Origin of the sequence: Lysobacter lycopersici, assembly GCF_007556775.1 — a bacterium.
Classification (GTDB): domain Bacteria; phylum Pseudomonadota; class Gammaproteobacteria; order Xanthomonadales; family Xanthomonadaceae; genus Pseudoluteimonas; species Pseudoluteimonas lycopersici.
This window is the reverse complement of sequence record NZ_CP041742.1, coordinates 1,671,084-1,690,672: the sequence shown is the minus strand read 5'-3', so window position 1 is coordinate 1,690,672 and position 19,589 is coordinate 1,671,084. Positions and strand designations below refer to the sequence as shown.

The window sequence follows — 19,589 nt, the reverse complement described above, 5'->3', positions numbered from 1 at the left end:
CCTACCTCGGCTTCGCCGGCAGCGGGAACGGCGTCACCACCGTTTCGCCGGTCGCCGCGTCGCGGATCGCGGACTGGCCCTTCTTCTCCACTTCCTCCACGCGCACGATGCTCTGCATCGGCAGGTGCAGCACGCGGGTGCCGCCGAATTCGTCGCGCAGGCGTTCCTCGGTCGGATCGACCACCACGCCGTCGCGCGCGTCGAACACCAGGTCGGAAACTTCGGTGAAGCCCCACAGCGAACTCGCGGCGACGTGCTTCGCGTACAGCTCGTACACGCGCCCGGCGTTGAGGAAGGTCACCTTGTACAGCGGCTTGCGCATGCGCGGATTATAGGGATCAGGAGTCAGGGGCCGGGCATCAGAGGTCAGGGAAGAGCAGCATGAGCCGGCGCGATTCCCCGACCCCTGCTCAGTAACTCTTCTGCCGGCGCAGCCGCCGTTCCACCGCGCGCCGCACCAGCAGCGCGAACACGCCGCCGAACAGGAAGCCGGCGACGTGCGCGGCCCAGGCGACCATGCCGAACGCCGGGCCGATGTAGGCGAACACCACCTGCAGCAGCGCCCAGATGCCGATCAGCAGCGAGGCCGGCGCGCGCACGAATTCGAGGAACAGGCCCAGCGGCAGCACCACGCCGAGGCGTGCGTTCGGGAACAGCGCGAGGTAGGCGCCGATCAGCGCGGAAATCGCGCCGCTGGCGCCGATGATGATGCTGCGCGGACCGGCCAGCACCAGCACGGCAGCCAAGTTGGCGATCGCGCCGCCGATCAGGAACAGCAGCAGGAACCGCCACGGGCCCAGCACTTTCTCGGCGGGCAGGCCGAAGATCAGCAGGAACACGAGGTTGCCGAGCAGGTGCGCCCAGCCGGCGTGCAGGAACAGGGCGGTGAACAGGCGCAGCACGGCTTGCAGGTCCAGCCGGGTGCCGGGACCGCCATCGAGCGCGCCCCAGGCCTGGAGCAGGGCTTGCTGGGCCGCCGGGGCCCGGGTGCTGTACCAGAAGAACGCCAGCCACAGCAGCCCGAACAGCAGCGGGCAGGCCCAGCGCAGGCTGGGGCGGTGGCGGCGGGGCAGGCTGACGAACATGAACCGCTCCGGGGGGAAATCGCCCCGTTTCCGTGGCTTCCGGGATGTTACCGAAGGGTTAAACCTTCGCTATAGTATGGTCGGCGTCGACCGTCGGGGAGGGAGAATCCGATGGGTGCCGGTGCAGGTTGCCGTAGCGCGGCCGCACAGACCAAAAATCCATCGGAGACCGTTCCATGTCCAACGCTTCCCGCTTCACCCAGTTTTCCGCGCTTGCAATCGGCATCGCCGGCGCGCTCGCCTTCGGCCAGGCGCATGCCTCGGGCTTCCAGCTGCGCGAGAACAGCGTCAAGAACCTCGGCCGCAGCCAGGCCGGCACCGCCGTCGCCAACGGCGATGCCGCGGTGGTCAGCAACAACCCCGGCGCGATGGGCTTCATCGACCAGAACACGGTCCAGGCCGACGTCACCGTCATCGACCTCACCGCCAAGTTCGACGGCAGCGCGCACAATGCGCTCGGCATGCCGGTCAGCGGCGGCAACGGCGGTGATCCGGGCGACGCGACCCCGGTGCCGGCGATCGCGGCGGTGTTCCCGATGCACGGCGCGCTCGAGAAGCTCACCCTTGGCGCCAGCGTCAGCGCGCCGTTCGGCCTCAAGACCGAATACGACAGCGACTGGGTCGGGCGCTACAACGCCGTGACCTCGGACGTGAAGACCGTCGACCTGACCCTGTCGGCGGCGGTCAAGCTGGATCCGCGCTTCTCGGTCGGCCTCGGCTTCATCTACGAGAAGGCCGACGTCACCTTGTCGGAAATGGTCGACTACGGCCTGATCATGGCTTCCGCCGGTATCCCCGGCGCGATCCCGGGCACGGCCGATGGCCTGGCCAAGGTCAGCGGCGATTCGCATGGTTTCGGCTGGGTCGCCGGTTTCGAATGGCGCCCGACCGATCGGTTCGCGATCGGCTATTCGCACCGCTCGGAAATCGACCAGGACATCAAGGGCGACGCCACCTTCAACGCGCCGGCCTCGTTCGCGGGCACGCAGCCGCTGTTCCGGCAGATGGCCGCGCAATGCATGTTGGCGCCGGCGGGTAACCCCTGCTACGCGCAGCTCCCGACCCTGCTCGCGCTCGGCAACGGCTTCGTGCCGACCAATGCCAGCGCCGCGCTGACCACGCCGAGCACCGATACCCTCAGCCTGCGCTACGACTTCACCGATTCGTTCCGCCTGATGGGCGACGTGCAGCGCACCGATTGGCATTCGCTGAAGTCGGTCGACATCCATTTCGAGAATCCCTACCAGGCGCCGTCGAGCGAAGGCTTCGAGTGGAGGGACAGCACGCTGGTGTCGCTGGGCGCGGAATGGGACATCAACCCCGCCTGGACCCTGCGCGGTGGCGTGGCCAAGGACGAGACCCCGACCCACGACGACACGCGCACCCCGCGCCTGCCCGACAACGACCGCACCCTGCTCTCGGTCGGCGTGACCTGGCATGCGACCGATGCGCTGAGCATCGACGCGGCCTACCAGCACATCAGCATCAAGAGCCCGAGCATCGATGCGTTCACCTCGCTCGGAACGGAGCTGACCGGCGATTTCCACGGCCATGCCGACCTGTTCGGCGTCGCCGCGCAGTACCGCTTCTGATCGAACGCGTCATCGTCACGAAAAAGCCCCGCTTCGGCGGGGCTTTTTTGTTGCGTTTGCTTTTTCCTCCCCCCTCGTGGGGGAGGATGCCCGAAGGGCAGGAGAGGGGCGTTTGTCGCAATGATTCCCCTCTCCCGGCGCTACGCGCCACCCTCTCCCACAAAGGGGAGAGGGAAAGGCAGGGGTTCAATACTCCAGCATCAGTAGGTTTGCGTTGCCGTGCAGGTTTTTGTCAGGTGTCCAGTTCACCGGAAACGTACTCGCTCAGTTCGCGGGTGTTCCTGGCGAACTCGGTTTCCAAGTCGATGCCGCATTTGTGCGCGAGCACGAGGATCGACCACAGGCAGTCCGACAGTTCGTGGCCGAGTTTCGCCTTGCAGTCGTCGATGTCGCGGATGCCGGCGTTCGCCTGGATGAGTTTCGCCAGGTCGCCGACGTCGCCCATGAAACCGAGGGCGAGTTCCTGCGTGGTCCAGGCGCGTCCCCACCGCTTGGTCTCGAGCTGTTCGTAGAGATCGTTCAACTGCAGCGCGGACTTTTCAAGATCGCTGAATTTCATGTTGTGTCGCTGCGTAGGAGGTTCGGCTTGAATGAATTGTCGAATGACGCAAGCCTAAGCTCGGCGAGATCGTCTGTCCGAAATATGTGAAACCATCCGAAGCGCTCCATGAGCAGCAGTGCAGGCGAGAAACAGTTGCCACCAATGCGCATTGAACCAAATAGCAATAGGGCTCTGTGAAGCTCCAAACAGGACTGCAATGGCCAAGCCAGCGATGCCAGGTAGAAGCACCAGATAGGAAAGACCCTTGGCAAAAGATGCTGCTGTCATGGCCTCTTGGAACTCTCCATGCGACGTCTGATTACAGTTTTCCCCGCATTCGGGCGTTAATCCTGTTGGAGACTCAATCCCCCAGCGTCAGCAAACTCGCATTGCCACCGGCCGCGGTGGTGTTGATGGTCACCGTCTTCTCGGTGGCGAAGCGCGGCAGGTAGTGCGGGCCGCCGGCCTTGGGGCCGGTGCCGGACAACTTCTGCCCGCCGAACGGCTGCACGCCGACCACCGCGCCGATCTGATTGCGGTTGACGTAGATGTTGCCGACGTTGGCGCGCGACACGATGCGGTCGACGGTCTCGTCGATGCGCGAATGGATGCCGAGCGTCAGCCCGTAGCCGCTGTCGTTGATCGCATCGACGACCTTGTCGAGTTCATCGGCCTTCCAGCGCACCACGTGCAACGCCGGGCCGAAGTTCTCGCGGGTCAGCTGCGAGAGCGACTGCAGTTCCCAGGCGCGCGGGGCGAAGAAGGTGCCGTGTTCGGTGCCGGGTCCGAGCTTCGCTTCGGCGATCAGCTTCGCGCTGCCCTGCATCCTGCCGGCGTGCTCGTCGAGCAGCGCCTTGGCGTCGGCGTCGATCACCGGGCCGACGTCGGTCGAGAGCAGGCCGGGGTCGCCGACGGACAGTTCGGCCATCGCGCCGGCGAGCATGTGCACGACCTTGTCGGCGATGTCGTCCTGCACGAACAGCACGCGCGCGGCGGAACAGCGCTGGCCGGCGGAGGTGAACGCGGAAGCGAGCGCGTCCTTCACCAGCTGCTCGGGCAGGGCCGAGGAATCGGCGATCAGCGCGTTCTGGCCGCCGGTCTCGGCGATCAACACGCCGATCGCGGCATCACGCGCGGCCAGCGCGCGGTTGATCGCGCGCGCGGTGTCGGTGGAACCGGTGAAGGCCACGCCGGCGACGCGCGGGTCGCGGGTCAGCGCCGCGCCGACGGTGGCGCCGTCTCCGGGCAGGAACTGCAACACGTCCTTCGGCACGCCGGCTTCGTGCAGCAGCTTCACCGCCTCGAACCCGACCAGGTTGGTCTGCTCGGCCGGCTTGGCGATCACGCTGTTGCCGGCGGCGAGCCCGGCCGCGACCTGGCCCGCGAAGATCGCCAGCGGGAAATTCCACGGCGAAATGCACACGAACGCGCCGCGACCGGAGAGTTGCAGCGAATTCGATTCGCCGGTCGGCCCGGGCAGCGGCTCGACCGCGAACTGGCGGCGCGCCTCGCCCGCGTAATAGCGCAGGAAATCCACCGCCTCGCGCACTTCGGCCACGCCGTCGGGGATGGTCTTGCCGGCTTCGCGCGTGCACAGCGCGATGAATTGCGGCATGCGTTGTTCGAGCAGGTCGGCGGCGTGTTCGAGGATCGCCGCGCGCGAAGCGACCGGCGTGCGGTCCCACGCCGGTTGCGCGGCCACGGCGTTCTGCAGCGCTTTCTCGACGGTTGCCGTATCGGCGGGCTGCCATTGGCCGACGACCTGGCGGCGGTCGGCGGGATTGGTGACGTCGACCGTCGCGGCGCCGTCGCTGGCGCCCGGCACGAGAGGGATTGCGTGCCATTCGCCGGTGGACGCAGCGTTGACCTGTTCGGCAAGCGCGCGCAATTGGTCGTCGTTGGCGAGATTGATGCCCATGGAATTGTCCCTGTCGTGGCCTTGCGCGCGGTAGAGGTCGCGCGGCAACGGAATGCGCGGATGCGGGATGGAATCGAACGCGGACACGGTTTCGACTGGATCGCGCACGAGGTCTTCCACAGGCACGCTTTCGTCGGTGATGCGGTTGACGAAGCTGGAATTCGCGCCGTTTTCCAGCAACCGGCGCACCAGGTAGGGCAGCAGGTCCTCGTGCGAACCCACCGGCGCGTACACGCGGCAGGGCACGTCGAGGCGCTCGCGCGGGATCACTTCCGCGTACAGGTCGTCGCCCATGCCGTGCAGCTTCTGGAATTCGTAGCGGAAACGCCCATCGTCGCGCGCGCCGCCGACCATGCCCTGCGCCATGCGATGGATCGCGGCGATGGTCTGCGCGTTGTGGGTGGCGAACATCGGGTAGATCGCGTCGATGTTGCCGAGCAGCCGGCGCGCGTTGGCCTGGTAGCTGACGTCGGTGTTGGGCTTGCGGGTGAACACCGGATAGCCGGCCTGGCCCTCGACCTGCGCGCGCTTCACTTCCGAATCCCAGTACGCGCCTTTCACCAATCGCACCGGGATGCGCCGGCCGAGCTTGCGCGCCTGCGCAGCGATGTAATCGATCACGAACGGCGCACGCTTCTGGTAGGCCTGCACGACGATGCCGAAGCCGTCCCAACCCTGCAGCGAAGGATCGGCCAGCACCTGGAAGATCAGGTCCAGCGAGAGTTCGAGGCGGTCGGTTTCCTCGGCATCGATGGTCAGGCCGATGCCGTATTTCTTCGCCAGCTGCGAAAGCTCGAGCAGGCGCGGGCCGAGTTCGGCCAGCACGCGCGCGCGCTTGGCGTGTTCGTAGCGCGGATGCAGCGCGGACAGCTTCACCGAAATGCTCGGCGCGGCGAACACGTCGGCGAACGGCCCGGTCGATCCGATCGAATCGATGGCCTTGCGGTAGGCGACGAGGTAGCGGTCGGCGTCGGCCTGGGTCAGCGCGCCCTCGCCGAGCATGTCGAAGGAGTAGCGGTAGGCGGCGTTCGCGCCCTTGCGACTGCGCGCCAGCGCTTCGGAAATCGTGCGGCCCATCACGAACTGGTGGCCCATGATCCGCATCGCCTGGCGCACCGCGAGCCGTACCACCGGTTCGCCGACGCGGCCGACCAGGCGCTTGAACGCGCCATGGACGTCGCGCTTGGTGGCATCGGCCAGGTCGACCAGGTGGCCGGTCAGCATCAGGCCCCAGGTCGAGGCGTTCACCAGCACCGAATCGGACTGCCCGAGGTGGCGCTTCCAGTCGGCCTCGCCGAGCTTGTCGCGGATCAGCCGGTCCGCGGTTTCGGCATCCGGGATCCGCAGCAGGGCCTCGGCCACGCACATCAGCAGCACGCCCTCCTCGCTGCCGAGGTCGTACTGGCGCATGAAGGCCTCGATCGCCCCCTGGTCGGCGGCGCGGGCGCGCACCCGGCGCACCAGGTCGCTGGCGGTGGCCTGGATCGCGGCGCGGTCGGCGTCCGGCTGGCGCGCGGCGGCGAGCAATTCGCGCACGTGCGCGGCCTCGTCCAGCGTCCAGGCGGCGGTGATGGCCGCGCGGGCCGGTTCCGGGGGCGCGGGCAATTCGGGCGAAAGGATCCGGGTCACGCGGTCTGGCTCGGGCGGTAGCCGTTCATTCTAGCCCGCCGCGAACGCCTCGCCGCGGGCTCGGCTTGCCGCTTCGCCCCCCCGACCGCTACCATTTCACGGTTCAATCACCGCTACTTTCCTCGCGCGCGGGCCATTGGCCGCACACGCCCGCGCGACGATTCCCCGGGGCATAGAGAAGATGAAGCAGACGCGTGGGTTGCGATGGGGCTTGGCCGCGGCCGCGATGGCGCCGGCCTGGGCATGGGCCGCCGACACCGACTGGACCGCGGCGCCGCACCGCTGGCAGCTGAACATGGGGCAGGGCGCGACCAGCACGGCGCGCATCGCCTACGAGTCGCACATGATCGTGTTCGGCATCTGCGTGGCGATCGGCATCATCGTGTTCGGCGCGATGGCCTATGCGATGTTCAAGTTCCGCAAGTCCAAGGGCGCGGTCGCGGCGCAGTTCACCCACAACACCAAGGCCGAGATCGTGTGGACCACCATCCCGGTGCTGATCCTGATCGGCCTGGCGTGGCCCGCCACGCATAACCTGATCCGCATGTACGACACCCGCAACGCCGAGATGACGGTGAAGGTCACTGGCTACCAGTGGATGTGGAAGTACGAATACCTCGGCGAAGGCGTCGAATACACCAGCCGCCTCGCGCGCCGCAGCGACGACCTGCGCCAGAGCGGCGGCATCATCCGTGCCGACCAGGATCCGAACTACCTGCTCGAAGTCGACCACCCGCTGGTGCTGCCGGTCGGCACCAAGGTGCGCTTCGTGGTCACCGCTGACGACGTGATCCATGCCTGGTGGGTGCCGGCGCTCGGCTGGAAGCAGGATGCCATCCCCGGCATCGTCAACGAGGCCTGGGCCAGCGTCGACCAGCCCGGCATCTATCGCGGCCAGTGCGCCGAACTGTGCGGCAAGGACCACGGCTTCATGCCGGTGGTGGTGAAGGCGGTGCCGAAGGAACAATTCGCGCAGTGGCTGGCCGCCGAGAAGGCCAAGAACGCCCCGCCGGCCCCGGCCGCCGAACCTGCTGCCGCGCCCGCGCCGACGCAGCCCGAGCAACCGGCGGCCACCGCCGCGACGACCCCGGCGCCCGCGCCGACCCCCGCCGGCTGATCGCCGCACCGAACACGCATCCGAGGTAGGACATGTCCGCCACCCATCCCGCCGCTGTCGATCACCACGACGACCACGACCACAAGCCGCGGTTCTTCGAACGCTGGTTCTTCTCCACGAACCACAAGGACATCGGCACGCTGTACCTGCTGTTCGCATTCACGATGGTGATCGTGGGCGCGGCGTTCTCGGTGGTGATCCGCGCCGAGCTGGCCGAGCCGGGCCTGCAGTTCGTCAAGCCCGAGTTCTTCAACCAGATGACCACCATGCACGCGCTGGTGATGATCTTCGGCGCGATCATGCCGGCGTTCGTCGGTCTGGCGAACTGGATGGTGCCGCTGCAGATCGGCGCGCCGGACATGGCGCTGCCGCGCATGAACAATTGGTCGTTCTGGATCATGCCGTTCGCCTTCAGCCTGCTGCTGCTGACGTTCTTCATGCCCGGCGGCGCGCCCGCGGGCGGCTGGACCATGTACCCGCCGCTGATGCTGCAGGGCGGCACCAACGTCGCGTTCGCGGTGTTCGCGATCCACATGATGGGCATCAGCTCGATCATGGGCGCGATCAACATCATCGCGACCATCCTCAACATGCGCGCGCCGGGCGTCGACCTGCTGAAGATGCCGATCTTCTGCTGGACCTGGCTGATCACCGCGTTCCTGCTGATCGCGGTGATGCCGGTGCTGGCCGGTGCGGTCACCATGCTGCTCACCGACAAGTACTTCGGCACCAGCTTCTTCAGCGCGGCCGGCGGCGGTGACCCGGTGATGTTCCAGCACATCTTCTGGTTCTTCGGCCACCCCGAGGTCTACATCATGATCCTGCCCGCCTTCGGCGTGGCCAGCGAGATCATCCCGACCTTCAGCCGCAAGCCGCTGTTCGGCTACCAGGCGATGGTGTACGCGACCGCCGCGATCGCGTTCCTGTCGTTCATCGTGTGGGCGCACCACATGTTCACCGTCGGCATGCCGCTCGGCGGCGAGATCTACTTCATGTTCGCGACGATGCTGATCTCGGTGCCGACCGGCGTGAAGGTGTTCAACTGGGTGAGCACCATGTGGCGTGGCTCGCTCAGCTTCGAGACGCCGATGCTATGGGCGGTGGCGTTCGTGATCCTGTTCACGATTGGTGGTTTTTCCGGGCTGATGCTCGCGATCGTGCCCGCCGACTTCCAGTACCACGACACCTACTTCGTGGTCGCGCACTTCCATTACGTGCTGGTCACCGGCGCGTTGTTCGGCATCATCGCCGCGATCTACTACTGGTGGCCGAAGTGGACCGGGCGCATGTACAGCCAGTTCTGGAGCAAGTTCCACTTCTGGTGGAGCGTGGTGTTCGTGAACGTGCTGTTCTTCCCGCAGCACTTCCTCGGCCTGGCCGGCATGCCGCGCCGCATCCCCGACTACAACGTCGTCTTCGCGGACTGGAACCTGGTCAGCTCGATCGGCGCGTTCGGCATGTTCCTGACCCCGTTCATGATGTTCGCGGTGCTGTTCTGGTCGCTGAAGAAGGGCGAGAAGGCACCGGCGCGTGCATGGGAAGGCGCGCGCGGCCTGGAATGGACGGTGCCTTCGCCGGCGCCGCACCACACCTTCAGCACGCCGCCGGTGATCCGCGAGGGCGACCTCGCCCACGGCGACATCAGCCACTGACCGCGATGCCGCAGGCGCCCGCCACCGCGCAGGACCTGGACGCGCGCCGCCGTCGCGGCGTGCGCCGCACTGCGCTCGCGCTGGCCGTGGTCGCGGTCGCGGTGTACGCGTTGTTCATGCTGACCGGGACGATCGGCAAGTGAGCGATCCGCGCACCGCCGGGATCGCGAAGCTGGTCGGCATCGTGCTGGCCGCGTTCGCGCTTACCTTTTCGCTGGTGCCGCTGTACCGCGTCGCCTGCGAGAAGGTGTTCGGCATCCGCCTCGACAACACGCCCTCGGCGCCGCTGGCCGACGCCAACGCGGCGGAGAACTCCAAGCGCATCGTGACCGTGATCTTCGACGGCGACGCCAATTCCAAGCTGCCGTGGGCGTTCCATCCGGAACAGGCGTCGATGCAGGTCCGCGTCGGCGAGCAGTACAGCACGCAGTATTTCGCGCGCAACGACGGCGGCCGTGCCATCGTCGGCAGCGCCGCGCCGTCGATCGCGCCGGCTCGCGCCTCGAAGTACTTCAACAAGACCGAATGCTTCTGCTTCACCGCGCAGACGCTCGCCGCGGGCGAATCGCGCGACATGCCGGTGCACTTCATCGTCGACCCGGCGCTGCCGGACGACATCAGCACGATCACGCTGTCCTACACCTTCTACAAGAACGACGCGCTGACCGCGCAGCTGCCGGCCCGCGCCGGCGCTGCGTCGGGCGCCGCGCCCTGACCCGACCAACGCCAGCACACGCAAGCCGAGAACCGACCATGGCCCACGCAGAAGCACACGACAAGAACATCTACTTTGTCCCGCACGGGAGCAAGTGGCCGGTCATCGCGTCGGTCGGCCTGTTCGCGGCGATGCTCGGCTTCGCGCGCTGGCTGAACGAATTGTCGTTCGGCAAGGAGCTGTTCTTCGGCGGGCTCGTGTTCCTCGCGCTGATCCTGTTCAAGTGGTTCGCCGACGTCATCACCGAGTCGCTGCGGGGCTACTACAACAAGCAGGTCGACACCTCGTTCCGCATGGGCATGGTGTGGTTCATCTTCTCCGAGGTGATGTTCTTCGCCGCGTTCTTCGGCGCGCTGTTCTACACCCGCCAGTTCGCGATGACCTGGCTCGGCGGTTCGGGCGACGGCGTGATGACCAATGCGTTGCTGTGGCCCGGCTTCTCCTCGTCGTGGCCAAGCAACGGCCCCGCGGACATCGGCGGCAGCTTCCAGACCATCCCGGCGTGGGGCCTGCCGCTGCTCAACACGCTGATCCTGCTCACCTCGGGCGTGACCGTGACCATCGCGCACCACGCGCTGAAGGCCGGCCATCGCAAGGCGCTGCTGGTGTTCCTCGGCCTGACCATCCTGCTCGGCTGCACCTTCCTGTACTTCCAGTCGCACGAGTACATGGAGGCCTACCGCGAGCTCAACCTGACGCTCGGCTCGGGCATCTATGGTTCCACGTTCTTCATGTTGACCGGCTTCCACGGCCTGCACGTGACGCTGGGCACGCTGATGCTGGCGATCATCTGGCTGCGTTGCCTGAAGGGCCATTTCAACAAGGACGACCACTTCGCGTTCGAGGCGGTGGCCTGGTACTGGCACTTCGTGGACGTGGTGTGGTTGGGTCTGTTCCTGTTCGTCTACGTCCTCTGATTCGGCTGCCCGGAGCTCGCGCTGTCGGTGTTGCAGCGGCGCGCGCAAATGCTCATTGACGCGTCAGTCAACTCCGCTTTGCGCGCTTGCTGCGCCTGGCCAGCGCATCGCCCGGTTTGCAGGATCCGTCGCTGCCCGATGCATCAGTGAGTTGTTGGAACGTAGGATCGCGGAAACGATCGAGCTCGCGATCAGCCCGGGTTGCGGCCGACGCCGTGGGGCGTGATCCAGCCCATGTAGATGGCGAGCGCGACCAGCAGGATCAGCGCGACCGACAGCGCGATGCGGCGGGTGAGGGCATTCACGGTGCGCTTGGTCGTACCCTTGTCCACCAGCATGTAGTACAGGCCGGCGCCGAGGTTCCACAGGATGACCGCGAGGAAGGCGACGATCAGCAGGGTTTCGAGCGATTTGTTCATGCGCGCCTCGCCGGCGTCGTCGGGATGCGCATTATCGCAGCCGGTGGCCGTTAGCGCATGAAAGCCCGGCGCATGCCCCAGTGGTTGGGCTGGACGCTGGCGTTGCTGGTCGCGGCCGGTTTCGCGCGCCTCGGGTTCTGGCAACTGGCGCGCATGCACGAAAAGGAGGCGATGCTGGCCTCGGTGCAGGCCGTGCTCACGCAGCGGGTCCCGAAACCACTTTCGCTCGCCGCCGATTCGTCGCGCGCGGACGATTTCGACTGGTCCGCAGGCCGCGGTCGTTTCGCCGAAGCACCATCGGTGTTGCTCGACAACCAGTCGCGCGACGAACGCCCGGGGGTGCGCGCCTATCGACTGTTCGTTCCCGAATCGGGCGTGCCGATGCTGGTCGAACTTGGATGGTTGCCACTGTCGGGTGATCGCGCGATGCCGCAAGTCGCGTCGATCATGGGCGATGCCGAAATGCGCGGCCTGCTGTTGTCGCCGCCTTCGCCCGGTCTCGTCGCCGCGACCGCGAATCGCACGCCGAACGGCGAGATCCTCGCGACCGCGCTCGATGCATCGAACCTGCCTGCATTGCTCGGCATTGCAAAACTTCCCCCGCGCGTCCTCCGCCTCGATCCCGCGATGAAGGACATCGGCTACGCGCGCGACCTCGACGTGCTGCCGAACACGCTGCCGCCCTCGCGCCACCTCGGCTACGCGGTGCAGTGGTTCGCGCTTTCCCTCGCGGTGCTGGCCACGGCCGCCGTGCTCACTTTCCGCAAGCCACGCGCATGAATCCGACTTCGACTTCCGAACGCAACCGCAACCGCCTGATCCTCGTGGGGCTCGCCGCGCTGTTCCTCGTGCCGATGCTAGTGGCCGGGATCTTGCGTTTCACCGACCGCCATCCCGAGATCAATCGCCAGAAAGGCGAGTTGCTGCAGCCACCCGCCGACCTGCGCGATATCGCGCCGCGCTTGGCTGCGGGTGGGACTTACGCATGGAATCCGGAGTCGCGCACCTGGCGCATCCTCGTGCCGGCGCCCGCGCAGTGCGATGCGACATGCGTGCAGCTCGCCGAAGGCGTGGACAAGGTGCGCGCCATGGCCGGCCGGGACATGGTCCGCGTGGACATCCTCTGGCTCGGCGCCCATCCGGCCAACCTGCCGACCGGTGGCGTGCGCGTACTTGCCGACGACGCGGCGCTGCGCGCGCGTTTGCCGCGCGCCGACGATCCGCGCGGCATGCCGGTATACGTACTCGATCCGAACGGCTTCGTGGTGCTGCGCTATGCGCCGGGTTTCGAACTCGGCGACCTGCGCACCGATCTTTCGCGACTGTTGAAGCTGGGCTGAGATGCAGACACCTGTCTCCACCGCGCCGTACAAGCACTTCCACCGCATCGCCTGGCTGGCGGTGGCGCTGGCCTTCGGCGTGATCGTGTTCGGCGCCTTCGTGCGCCTGTCGAACGCGGGCCTGAGTTGTCCCGACTGGCCGACCTGCTACGGCCGCGCCGCATGGCCGAGCGCCGCGCACGATTCGCTCAATCGCGCCGCCGAGGCGATCCGCCCGGTGGAACCGCACAAGGCATGGCGCGAGCAACTGCACCGCATGCTCGCCGGTACGCTCGGGTTGCTGGTGTTCGCGCTCGCCTTGCTGGCGACGCGCAAGCGTCCGCAAGGCTGGCTGCACGTGCTCGTGGCGTCCGTGGCGGTGGCATGTTCGATCCCCTTGTACATGCACGGCCGTCACGTGCCGGCGGCGGTGTTCGCGATCATCGCGGAAGCATTGCTGGTCGTCGGCGCGATGCGCTGGTCGAACACGGACTTCGCGCGCGTATCGACGTTGACGCTGGCGGTGATCGTGTTCCAGGCCCTGCTCGGCATGTGGACCGTAACCTGGCTGCTGAAACCGGTGGTGGTGATGGGCCACCTGCTCGGCGGCTTGCTGACGTTCTCGCTGCTGGCATGGACCGCGTGGCGCGCGACCGATGCGCCGATCCGGCTCGCGGAAGCGCCGCAGTTGAAGCGATGGGCGATCGTCGGGCTGGTGTTGCTCGGCGTGCAGATCGCGCTCGGCGGCTGGACCAGCGCGAATTACGCCGCGCTCGCCTGCGGTAACGATTTCCCCAAGTGCGTGGGGCAGTGGATACCGCCGCATGATTTCCACCAGGGCTTCGTGCTCTGGCGCGGAATCGGCGTGGATTACGAAGGCGGCGTGCTCGATGGCGCGGCGCGGATCGCGATCCAGCTCGCGCACCGCATCGGTGCGGTGGCGGTGTTCGCCTTCATCGTCACGTTCGCGCTGAGGCTGATGCGCACGCCGGGCATGCTCGGCTGGAGCATCACGCTGCTGTTGCTGGTGTGCGCGCAGGCCGGGCTCGGCATCGCCAACGTGAAACTCGGCCTGCCGCTGCGCGTCGCGGTGCTGCACAATGCCGGCGCGGCATTGCTGTTGTTCGTGCTGGTCACGCTGCTGGCGCGCCTGCGCCCGCCGGAAACCTGAGGCCGCGATGGCGAACGCCGGGTTCCACGAGTACTGGGTACTGACCAAGCCGCGCGTGGTCGCGCTGATCGTGTTCACCGCGCTGGTGGGCATGTTCCTCGCGGTGCCCGGCCTGCCGCCGCTGCGCGAAACCGTGTTCGGCCTGCTCGGCATCTGGCTGGCGGCGGCGTCGGCCGCGGCGATCAACCACCTCATCGACCAGCGCATCGACAAGGTCATGGTCCGCACCGCGGACCGGCCGCTCGCGACCGGCGCGCTGCAGCCGGCGCAGGTGCTGGCGTTCGCGGTGTTCCTCGGCGCGGCTTCGATGACGATCTTGATCGCGCTGGTGAACGTGGTCTGCGCGGCGCTCACGTTCGCATCCCTGATCGGCTACGCCATCGTCTACACCGCCTGGCTCAAGCGCGCGACGCCGCAGAACATCGTGATCGGCGGCATCGCCGGCGCGGCGCCGCCGCTGCTGGGCTGGGCCGCGGTCACCGGCATGCGCGGCGAATGGGACTGGGCGCACGCGCTGCTGCTGGTGCTGATCGTGTTCGTGTGGACGCCACCGCATTTCTGGGCACTGGCGATCTTCCGCCGCGAGGACTACGCGCGCGCGCTGGTGCCGATGCTGCCGGTGACACATGGCGTGGAATACACGCGCTGGCAGATCCTGCTGTACACGCTGCTGCTGTTGATCGTCACCATCCTGCCTTGGGTCGCGGGCATGAGTGGACTTTGCTATCTCGGCGGCGCGCTGGTGCTCGGCGTGGTGTTCGTGTGGCATGCGTGGCGGTTGATGGATCCGCCGGACGAACGCTATGCGATGCGCGTGTTCGGCTATTCCATCGCGTATCTGATGGCGCTTTTCGCGCTGTTGCTGGTCGACCACTGGCTGGCGCCGTGGTTGCGGCCGGCGGGCGTGGCGTAACTCTAATATCTTCGAAGGATCGAGAATGCGGTTGCTCTTGGTCGCAATGGCGCTGATGCTCGCGGCCTGCACTCGCCAGTCCGCTCCGGCGCTACAAGTGGCGTCGCAGAAGCCAGCCATGGCGAAGCCGCAGTCGGTGCAAACGCCGCTGGACATGCTGGTGGCCGCCATCGGCGAACACCGGTTCGTGCTGATCGGTGAAGTACACGGCACGCGCGAAACACCGACATTGGTCGGCGACCTCGTTGCGTACTACGTCGATGGTGGCGGGCCTGTCACCCTCGGCCTCGAAGTTTCGGCACGGGAGCAGCCACGCATCGATCGCTACCTCGAATCGCCGGGAAATGCGGGTGATCGCAAGGCCTTGCTGGCGGGTGAACACTGGCAAGGCGCGATGCACGATGGCCGCGACAGCGAAGCGATGCTGGAATTGATCGATCGCGTCCGCGAACTGCGCCTGCAGGGTGCGGATGTCCGCATCGACCTGTTCGACGCATCGGGCGATGGCGACCGCGACTTGCGCATGTCCGGGCATTTGCGTGCGACCGCCGCGGATGCGCAGCGGGCGCGAATTCTGGTGTTGACCGGAAACGTGCACGCAATGACGCGCAGGCCGCCATGGTCCATGTTCACTTCCAACGGAAAGTTGATCGAACCACCGATGACGGTCGGTCGTTACCTCGCCGATCTTGCGCCGCAGTCGATCAATATCGGCGCTGCGAATGGCGATGCGTGGAACTGCGCGCAGGACGGTTGCCGCGCGCATTCGCTCACAGCCAGGCCTGCCATCGCCCAGGCCACGCTGAAGCAGTTACCGCCCACTGAGTCGGCTTGGGACGCGGAATTGACCCTGCCACGATTTACCGCATCGCCACCGGCGATTCAGGGTGCGGACCATTGAACGCAGAAAACACCTGAAATTCCGTGATGGAGTGCCTACCATAGGCATTCCTTCGCACGCGTGTCGCCGATGACTACGCCCGATTCTCGGTCGACCCACCCGCACCTCCGCGACGACGCCAGCACCGACGCCTTGCCGGTATCGCCTGCGCTCGGCGCCAGCCTCGATGCCGCGCGCATGCCGCGGCGCTCGACCCTGGTCGAGCCGCGCGTGCTGTTCGTGTGCGCGCTGGCGGTGCTGCTCGGTGTCGCCGCCGCGTTCATCGCGCGGATCCTGGTGAAACTGATCGACCTGGTCACCAACCTCGCGTTCCTCGGCCGCTGGTCGTTCGCCGACGTTTCCCCGGCGCAACACCACCTCGGCGCGTGGGTGGTGCTGGTGCCGGTGGTCGGCGGCCTGATCGTCGGGCTGATGGCGCGCTGGGGTTCGCGCGCGATCCGCGGCCACGGCATTCCCGAGGCGATGGAGCAGGTGCTGCTCAACGAATCGAAGATCCCGCCGCGCATCACCTTCCTCAAGCCGGTGTCGTCGGCGATCGCGATCGGCACCGGCGGACCGTTCGGCGCGGAAGGCCCGATCATCGCCACCGGCGGCGCGCTGGGTTCCTTCCTCGGCCAGTTGCTGCACGTCACCGGGCACGAGCGCAAGGTGCTGCTCGCGGCCGGCGCAGCGGGCGGCATGACCGCGATCTTCGGCTCGCCGGTGGCGGCGGTGATCCTCGCGGTCGAATTGCTGCTGTTCGAACTACGCCCGCGCTCGCTGATCCCGGTGGCGCTGGCGACGGTGGCCGCGGCCGGCGTGCGTTATGCCATGGTCGGCGCCACGCCGGTGTTCGCGATGCCCTACGTCGCGGAGCCGGGCATGGGCGCGCTGGGCGTGTACGTGGCGTTGGGCGCGGCGATCGGCCTGGTCAGCGTCGCCATCACCCACATCGTCTACGGCATCGAGGATGCGTTCGAGAAACTGCCGATCCACTGGATGTGGTGGCCGGCGATCGGCGGCGTCGCGGTCGGCGTGGTCGGTTACTTCGCGCCGCTGACCCTGGGCGTGGGTTACACCAACATCGAGGATATCGTCGCGGGCCATTTTGCGGTGGGCGCGCTGGCGTTCCTGTGCGCGATGAAGTTCATTTCGTGGTCGATCGCGCTCGGCAGCGGTACTTCCGGCGGTACGCTCGCGCCCTTGTTCACGATTGGCGGCGCGCTCGGCGCGCTCGCGGGTTTCGGGGTCATGGCGATCGCGCCGCAGCTCGGCGTGGATCCGCGCATCGCCGGCCTGGTCGGCATGGCCGCGATCTTCGCCGGCGCTTCGCGCGCGCTGCTGACCTCGGTGGTGTTCGCGTTCGAGACCACGCAGCAGCCGCACGGCCTGCTGCCGCTGCTCGGCGGTTGTGCGGCGGCTTACCTGGTGTCGGCGCTGACCATGCGCAACACCATCATGACCGAGAAGATCGCGCGCCGCGGCGTGCGCGTGCCGACCGAATACGCGGCCGATTACCTCGAACAGGTGCTGGTGCGCGATGCCTGCACCCGCGACGTGGTGTCGTTGCGGACCAAGGATTCCCTCGGCGACGTGCGCCACTGGATGCAGTCCGGTCGCGCCGAGGCGCAGCACGAAGGCTATCCGGTCGTGGACGATGCCGGACGCGTGCGTGGCCTGGTGACCCGGCGCATGCTGCTCGATCCGTCCGAACCCGGCAATCGCCGCATCGGCGAATTGTCGCTGCGTCCGCCGATGGTGGTGCACGAACACCACTCGCTGCGCGAGGCCGCCGACCACATGGTCGCGGAGAACGTCGGCCGGCTGATCGTGGTCGGCGTGGATGCGCCGCATCCGCTGGTCGGCATTCTCACCCGCGGCGACATTTTGTCCGCGCACGCACGGCGGTTGAAGGAAGCGCACGAAGGCGGCCGGCACATCCGCTGGCGCGCGAGTTCGCGCGCGGCTCAGGCCAAGCGCTAACGCTGCAGTCGCGACTGCAACAGCGCGCGCAATTCGTATTTTTCCGCTTCGCCGAGTTCGGACATGCGCTGCTGCAGTTCGTCGATGCGCTGCTGCAGCACCTGCTTCTCCAACTGCTCGATCGCGCCGAGGAATTCCGCGCGCAGGGCGGGCTCCTCGCCCGGAAGTTCCTGCGCGGCGAGTTTCTGCAGCGCCGCGGATTCGTCGCGGCCGGCGAAATGCTCGAGCAGGCCACCGGTGCCGATGTCCGGGCGCTCGCGCACCAGTTGCACCAGTTCGCGCAGGAGTTCGATGCCGGGTTGGCGCGCATCGGCGTAGCGGTCCGGCGGTTGCAGTTCCAGCGCGATCGCGGGCCGGTGCAGCAGGTGCTGGATCGCGCTGCGCACGAGGCTGGGTTTCTGCGCCGAAGGCGGACCGCCGCGCGGTCGTTGCATCGGAACGTGCACCTGCGGCGCGCTGGCGCGCGCGCCGACGCCGGTGAGTTCGACGAGGCGCTGCTGCATCAGGTCGCCGAAGGCGCCATCGGGAATCTGCGCGAGCAGCGGCTTGCAGCGTTCGGCCAGCCGCGCCTTGCCATCGAGGCTGGACAGGTTCACGTCGGCGGACATGTGCGCGAAGAAGAATTCGGACAGCGGCGTCGCCGCGTGCAAATGCGCATCGAAGCCCGCGATGCCTTCCTTGCGCACCAGCGTGTCCGGATCCTCGCCTTCGGGCAGGAACAGGAACAAGGCCTGGCGCCCGTCCTTCATGCGCGGCAGTACCGATTCCAATGCCTTCCACGCGGCGCTGCGGCCGGCGCGGTCGCCGTCGAAGCAGAAATACACGTCCGGCGCATTGCGGAACAGCAGTTCCGCGTGCTCGGGCGTGGTCGCGGTACCGAGCGTGGCCACCGCCTGCGACACGCCATACTGCGCCAGCGCGACCACGTCCATGTAGCCCTCGACCACGACCAGGCGCTCGAGCCTGGTGTTCGCCTGCTTTGCCTGCCACAGGCCGTAGAGTTCGCGACCCTTGTGGAACAGCGCGGTTTCCGGCGAGTTCAGGTACTTCGGCGTGTCTTCCGGATCGATCACGCGTCCGCCGAAGGCGATGACGCGGCCGCGGCGGTCGTGGATCGGGAACATCAGCCGGTCGCGGAACTTGTCGTAGATATTGCCGCGGTCGTTCTTGGAGAACAGCCCGGCGCGTTCGAGCAACTGCATTCGGCGCGGATCGGTGCCGAGCGCATCGCGCAGCGCGGAGAAACCGTCGGGCGCATAACCAATCCCGAAGCGTTCGACGATGCCGGCGTCGATGCCGCGCTTGTCGACGTAGGCGCGCGCCTTGTCGTTTTGCGCGAGCTGGCGACGGAAGAAGGTCGAAGCCGCGTCCAGCGCGGAGTAGACGTCGCGGGTGTCGCCGTCCTCGTTGCGCTGGCGCGTGTCGCGCGGAACTTCCAGCCCGGCGCGCTTGGCCAGTTCGTCGACCGCATCGAGAAATTCGAGGCGGTCGTAGTTCATCAGGAACGAGATCGCGGTGCCGTGCGCGCCGCAGCCGAAGCAGTGGTAGAACTGCTTGGTCGGCGAGACGGTGAACGAGGGCGAACGCTCGTCATGGAACGGACAACGCGCCGAGTATTCGCGACCCTGCTTCTTCAGCGGAACGCGCGCGCCGACGATCTCGACGATGTCCGATCGTGCGAGCAGTTCGTCGATGAAGGCGTCGGGGATGCGGGCCATGGGCCTAGCTTGCCACGCGG

18 protein-coding genes are annotated in these 19,589 nt (G+C 67.2%); 12 read left to right on the top strand and 6 right to left on the bottom strand.

Going from position 1 to position 19,589, the window contains the following annotated elements; translation table 11 throughout:
• Position 1: 1 nt before the first annotated feature.
• Both FNZ56_RS08440 and FNZ56_RS08435 read right to left on the bottom strand, forming a co-directional pair.
• Positions 2–322: a DUF1820 family protein gene (locus tag FNZ56_RS08440; protein ID WP_143879411.1), complete on the bottom strand. Its 321-nt coding sequence runs from the start codon at positions 320–322 to the stop codon at positions 2–4.
• 88 nt (positions 323–410) lie between these two features.
• Complete coding sequence (locus FNZ56_RS08435) at positions 411–1,085, bottom strand: rhomboid family intramembrane serine protease (RefSeq protein WP_143879410.1); 675 nt, start codon at positions 1,083–1,085, stop codon at positions 411–413.
• A 176-nt stretch (positions 1,086–1,261) separates the two neighbouring features.
• Between FNZ56_RS08435 and FNZ56_RS08430 the strand changes: the two genes are divergently transcribed.
• On the top strand, positions 1,262–2,677 hold the full coding sequence (locus FNZ56_RS08430) for an OmpP1/FadL family transporter (RefSeq protein WP_143879409.1): 1,416 nt from the start codon (positions 1,262–1,264) through the stop codon (positions 2,675–2,677).
• Positions 2,678–2,909: 232 nt separating this feature from the next.
• On the opposite strand, the gene FNZ56_RS08425 is transcribed toward FNZ56_RS08430, so the two are convergent.
• Together FNZ56_RS08425 and putA are read right to left on the bottom strand one after the other, a co-directional pair.
• Positions 2,910–3,236: a nucleoside triphosphate pyrophosphohydrolase family protein gene (locus FNZ56_RS08425; protein WP_143879408.1), complete on the bottom strand. Its 327-nt coding sequence runs from the start codon at positions 3,234–3,236 to the stop codon at positions 2,910–2,912.
• A gap of 343 nt (positions 3,237–3,579) precedes the next feature.
• On the bottom strand, positions 3,580–6,756 hold the full coding sequence (gene putA / locus FNZ56_RS08420; RefSeq protein WP_143880317.1) for a bifunctional proline dehydrogenase/L-glutamate gamma-semialdehyde dehydrogenase PutA: 3,177 nt from the start codon (positions 6,754–6,756) through the stop codon (positions 3,580–3,582).
• 190 nt (positions 6,757–6,946) lie between these two features.
• Between putA and coxB the strand changes: the two genes are divergently transcribed.
• Genes coxB through FNZ56_RS08400 form a run of 5 tightly spaced genes read left to right on the top strand, consistent with a single transcriptional unit; the run spans position 6,947 to position 11,166 of the window.
• Complete coding sequence (gene coxB / locus FNZ56_RS08415; RefSeq protein ID WP_143879407.1) at positions 6,947–7,882, top strand: cytochrome c oxidase subunit II; 936 nt, start codon at positions 6,947–6,949, stop codon at positions 7,880–7,882.
• 32 nt (positions 7,883–7,914) lie between these two features.
• The gene (ctaD, locus tag FNZ56_RS08410; protein ID WP_143879406.1) at positions 7,915–9,534 is read left to right on the top strand and encodes a cytochrome c oxidase subunit I; all 1,620 of its coding nucleotides are present in this window, start codon (positions 7,915–7,917) and stop codon (positions 9,532–9,534) included.
• A 5-nt stretch (positions 9,535–9,539) separates the two neighbouring features.
• A complete protein-coding gene (locus tag FNZ56_RS12870) occupies positions 9,540–9,677 on the top strand; it encodes a hypothetical protein (protein WP_185970699.1) in 138 nt (45 codons plus the stop codon).
• Entirely contained in the window at positions 9,674–10,249 is a 576-nt protein-coding gene (locus tag FNZ56_RS08405; RefSeq protein WP_143879405.1) for a cytochrome c oxidase assembly protein, read from the top strand. Before FNZ56_RS12870 ends, FNZ56_RS08405 begins: the two co-directional genes overlap by 4 nt.
• A gap of 38 nt (positions 10,250–10,287) precedes the next feature.
• A complete protein-coding gene (locus FNZ56_RS08400) occupies positions 10,288–11,166 on the top strand; it encodes a cytochrome c oxidase subunit 3 (RefSeq protein ID WP_143879404.1) in 879 nt (292 codons plus the stop codon).
• Between the two features lie 191 nt (positions 11,167–11,357).
• Here FNZ56_RS08400 and FNZ56_RS08395 read toward each other — a convergent pair whose 3' ends face one another.
• Positions 11,358–11,585 carry a twin transmembrane helix small protein gene (locus FNZ56_RS08395; RefSeq protein WP_143879403.1) on the bottom strand — a complete coding sequence of 76 codons (228 nt, stop codon included), beginning with the start codon at positions 11,583–11,585 and terminating at the stop codon, positions 11,358–11,360.
• 72 nt (positions 11,586–11,657) lie between these two features.
• Between FNZ56_RS08395 and FNZ56_RS08390 the strand changes: the two genes are divergently transcribed.
• The 6 genes from FNZ56_RS08390 (at position 11,658) to FNZ56_RS08365 (ending at position 17,851) form a co-directional block, all read left to right on the top strand.
• A complete protein-coding gene (locus FNZ56_RS08390; protein WP_246064543.1) occupies positions 11,658–12,365 on the top strand; it encodes an SURF1 family protein in 708 nt (235 codons plus the stop codon).
• Positions 12,362–12,925 (top strand): hypothetical protein, encoded by a 564-nt coding sequence (locus FNZ56_RS08385; protein ID WP_143879401.1) that lies wholly within the window; start codon positions 12,362–12,364, stop codon positions 12,923–12,925. The genes FNZ56_RS08390 and FNZ56_RS08385 overlap by 4 nt, the downstream gene beginning before the upstream one ends.
• Position 12,926: 1 nt before the next feature.
• Positions 12,927–14,075 carry a COX15/CtaA family protein gene (locus FNZ56_RS08380; protein WP_143879400.1) on the top strand — a complete coding sequence of 383 codons (1,149 nt, stop codon included), beginning with the start codon at positions 12,927–12,929 and terminating at the stop codon, positions 14,073–14,075.
• A gap of 7 nt (positions 14,076–14,082) precedes the next feature.
• Entirely contained in the window at positions 14,083–14,988 is a 906-nt protein-coding gene (cyoE, locus tag FNZ56_RS08375; protein ID WP_143879399.1) for a heme o synthase, read from the top strand.
• Positions 14,989–15,106: 118 nt separating this feature from the next.
• Positions 15,107–15,889 carry a calcium-binding protein gene (locus FNZ56_RS08370; RefSeq protein ID WP_185970698.1) on the top strand — a complete coding sequence of 261 codons (783 nt, stop codon included), beginning with the start codon at positions 15,107–15,109 and terminating at the stop codon, positions 15,887–15,889.
• 69 nt (positions 15,890–15,958) lie between these two features.
• Positions 15,959–17,851 carry a chloride channel protein gene (locus FNZ56_RS08365; protein ID WP_143880316.1) on the top strand — a complete coding sequence of 631 codons (1,893 nt, stop codon included), beginning with the start codon at positions 15,959–15,961 and terminating at the stop codon, positions 17,849–17,851.
• Here FNZ56_RS08365 and dnaG read toward each other — a convergent pair.
• Positions 17,848–19,569: a DNA primase gene (gene dnaG / locus FNZ56_RS08360; RefSeq protein WP_143879397.1), complete on the bottom strand. Its 1,722-nt coding sequence runs from the start codon at positions 19,567–19,569 to the stop codon at positions 17,848–17,850. The genes FNZ56_RS08365 and dnaG overlap by 4 nt on opposite strands.
• Between the last annotated feature and the right edge of the window lie 20 nt (positions 19,570–19,589).

Bases quoted from the DNA above. Each gene is read 5' to 3' on its own strand.
- coxB (WP_143879407.1), top strand. From the start codon at position 6,947: ATGAAGCAGACGCGTGGGTTGCGATGGGGCTTGGCCGCGGCCGCGATG.
- FNZ56_RS08425 (WP_143879408.1), bottom strand. From the start codon at position 3,236: ATGAAATTCAGCGATCTTGAAAAGTCCGCGCTGCAGTTGAACGATCTC.
- cyoE (WP_143879399.1), top strand. From the start codon at position 14,083: ATGGCGAACGCCGGGTTCCACGAGTACTGGGTACTGACCAAGCCGCGC.
- FNZ56_RS08435 (WP_143879410.1), bottom strand. From the start codon at position 1,085: ATGTTCGTCAGCCTGCCCCGCCGCCACCGCCCCAGCCTGCGCTGGGCC.
- FNZ56_RS08395 (WP_143879403.1), bottom strand. From the start codon at position 11,585: ATGAACAAATCGCTCGAAACCCTGCTGATCGTCGCCTTCCTCGCGGTC.
- ctaD (WP_143879406.1), top strand. From the start codon at position 7,915: ATGTCCGCCACCCATCCCGCCGCTGTCGATCACCACGACGACCACGAC.
- FNZ56_RS08430 (WP_143879409.1), top strand. From the start codon at position 1,262: ATGTCCAACGCTTCCCGCTTCACCCAGTTTTCCGCGCTTGCAATCGGC.
- FNZ56_RS08370 (WP_185970698.1), top strand. From the start codon at position 15,107: ATGGCGAAGCCGCAGTCGGTGCAAACGCCGCTGGACATGCTGGTGGCC.
- FNZ56_RS08440 (WP_143879411.1), bottom strand. From the start codon at position 322: ATGCGCAAGCCGCTGTACAAGGTGACCTTCCTCAACGCCGGGCGCGTG.
- FNZ56_RS08380 (WP_143879400.1), top strand. From the start codon at position 12,927: ATGCAGACACCTGTCTCCACCGCGCCGTACAAGCACTTCCACCGCATC.
- FNZ56_RS08390 (WP_246064543.1), top strand. From the start codon at position 11,658: ATGCCCCAGTGGTTGGGCTGGACGCTGGCGTTGCTGGTCGCGGCCGGT.
- dnaG (WP_143879397.1), bottom strand. From the start codon at position 19,569: ATGGCCCGCATCCCCGACGCCTTCATCGACGAACTGCTCGCACGATCG.
- FNZ56_RS08385 (WP_143879401.1), top strand. From the start codon at position 12,362: ATGAATCCGACTTCGACTTCCGAACGCAACCGCAACCGCCTGATCCTC.
- FNZ56_RS08400 (WP_143879404.1), top strand. From the start codon at position 10,288: ATGGCCCACGCAGAAGCACACGACAAGAACATCTACTTTGTCCCGCAC.
- FNZ56_RS08365 (WP_143880316.1), top strand. From the start codon at position 15,959: ATGACTACGCCCGATTCTCGGTCGACCCACCCGCACCTCCGCGACGAC.
- FNZ56_RS12870 (WP_185970699.1), top strand. From the start codon at position 9,540: ATGCCGCAGGCGCCCGCCACCGCGCAGGACCTGGACGCGCGCCGCCGT.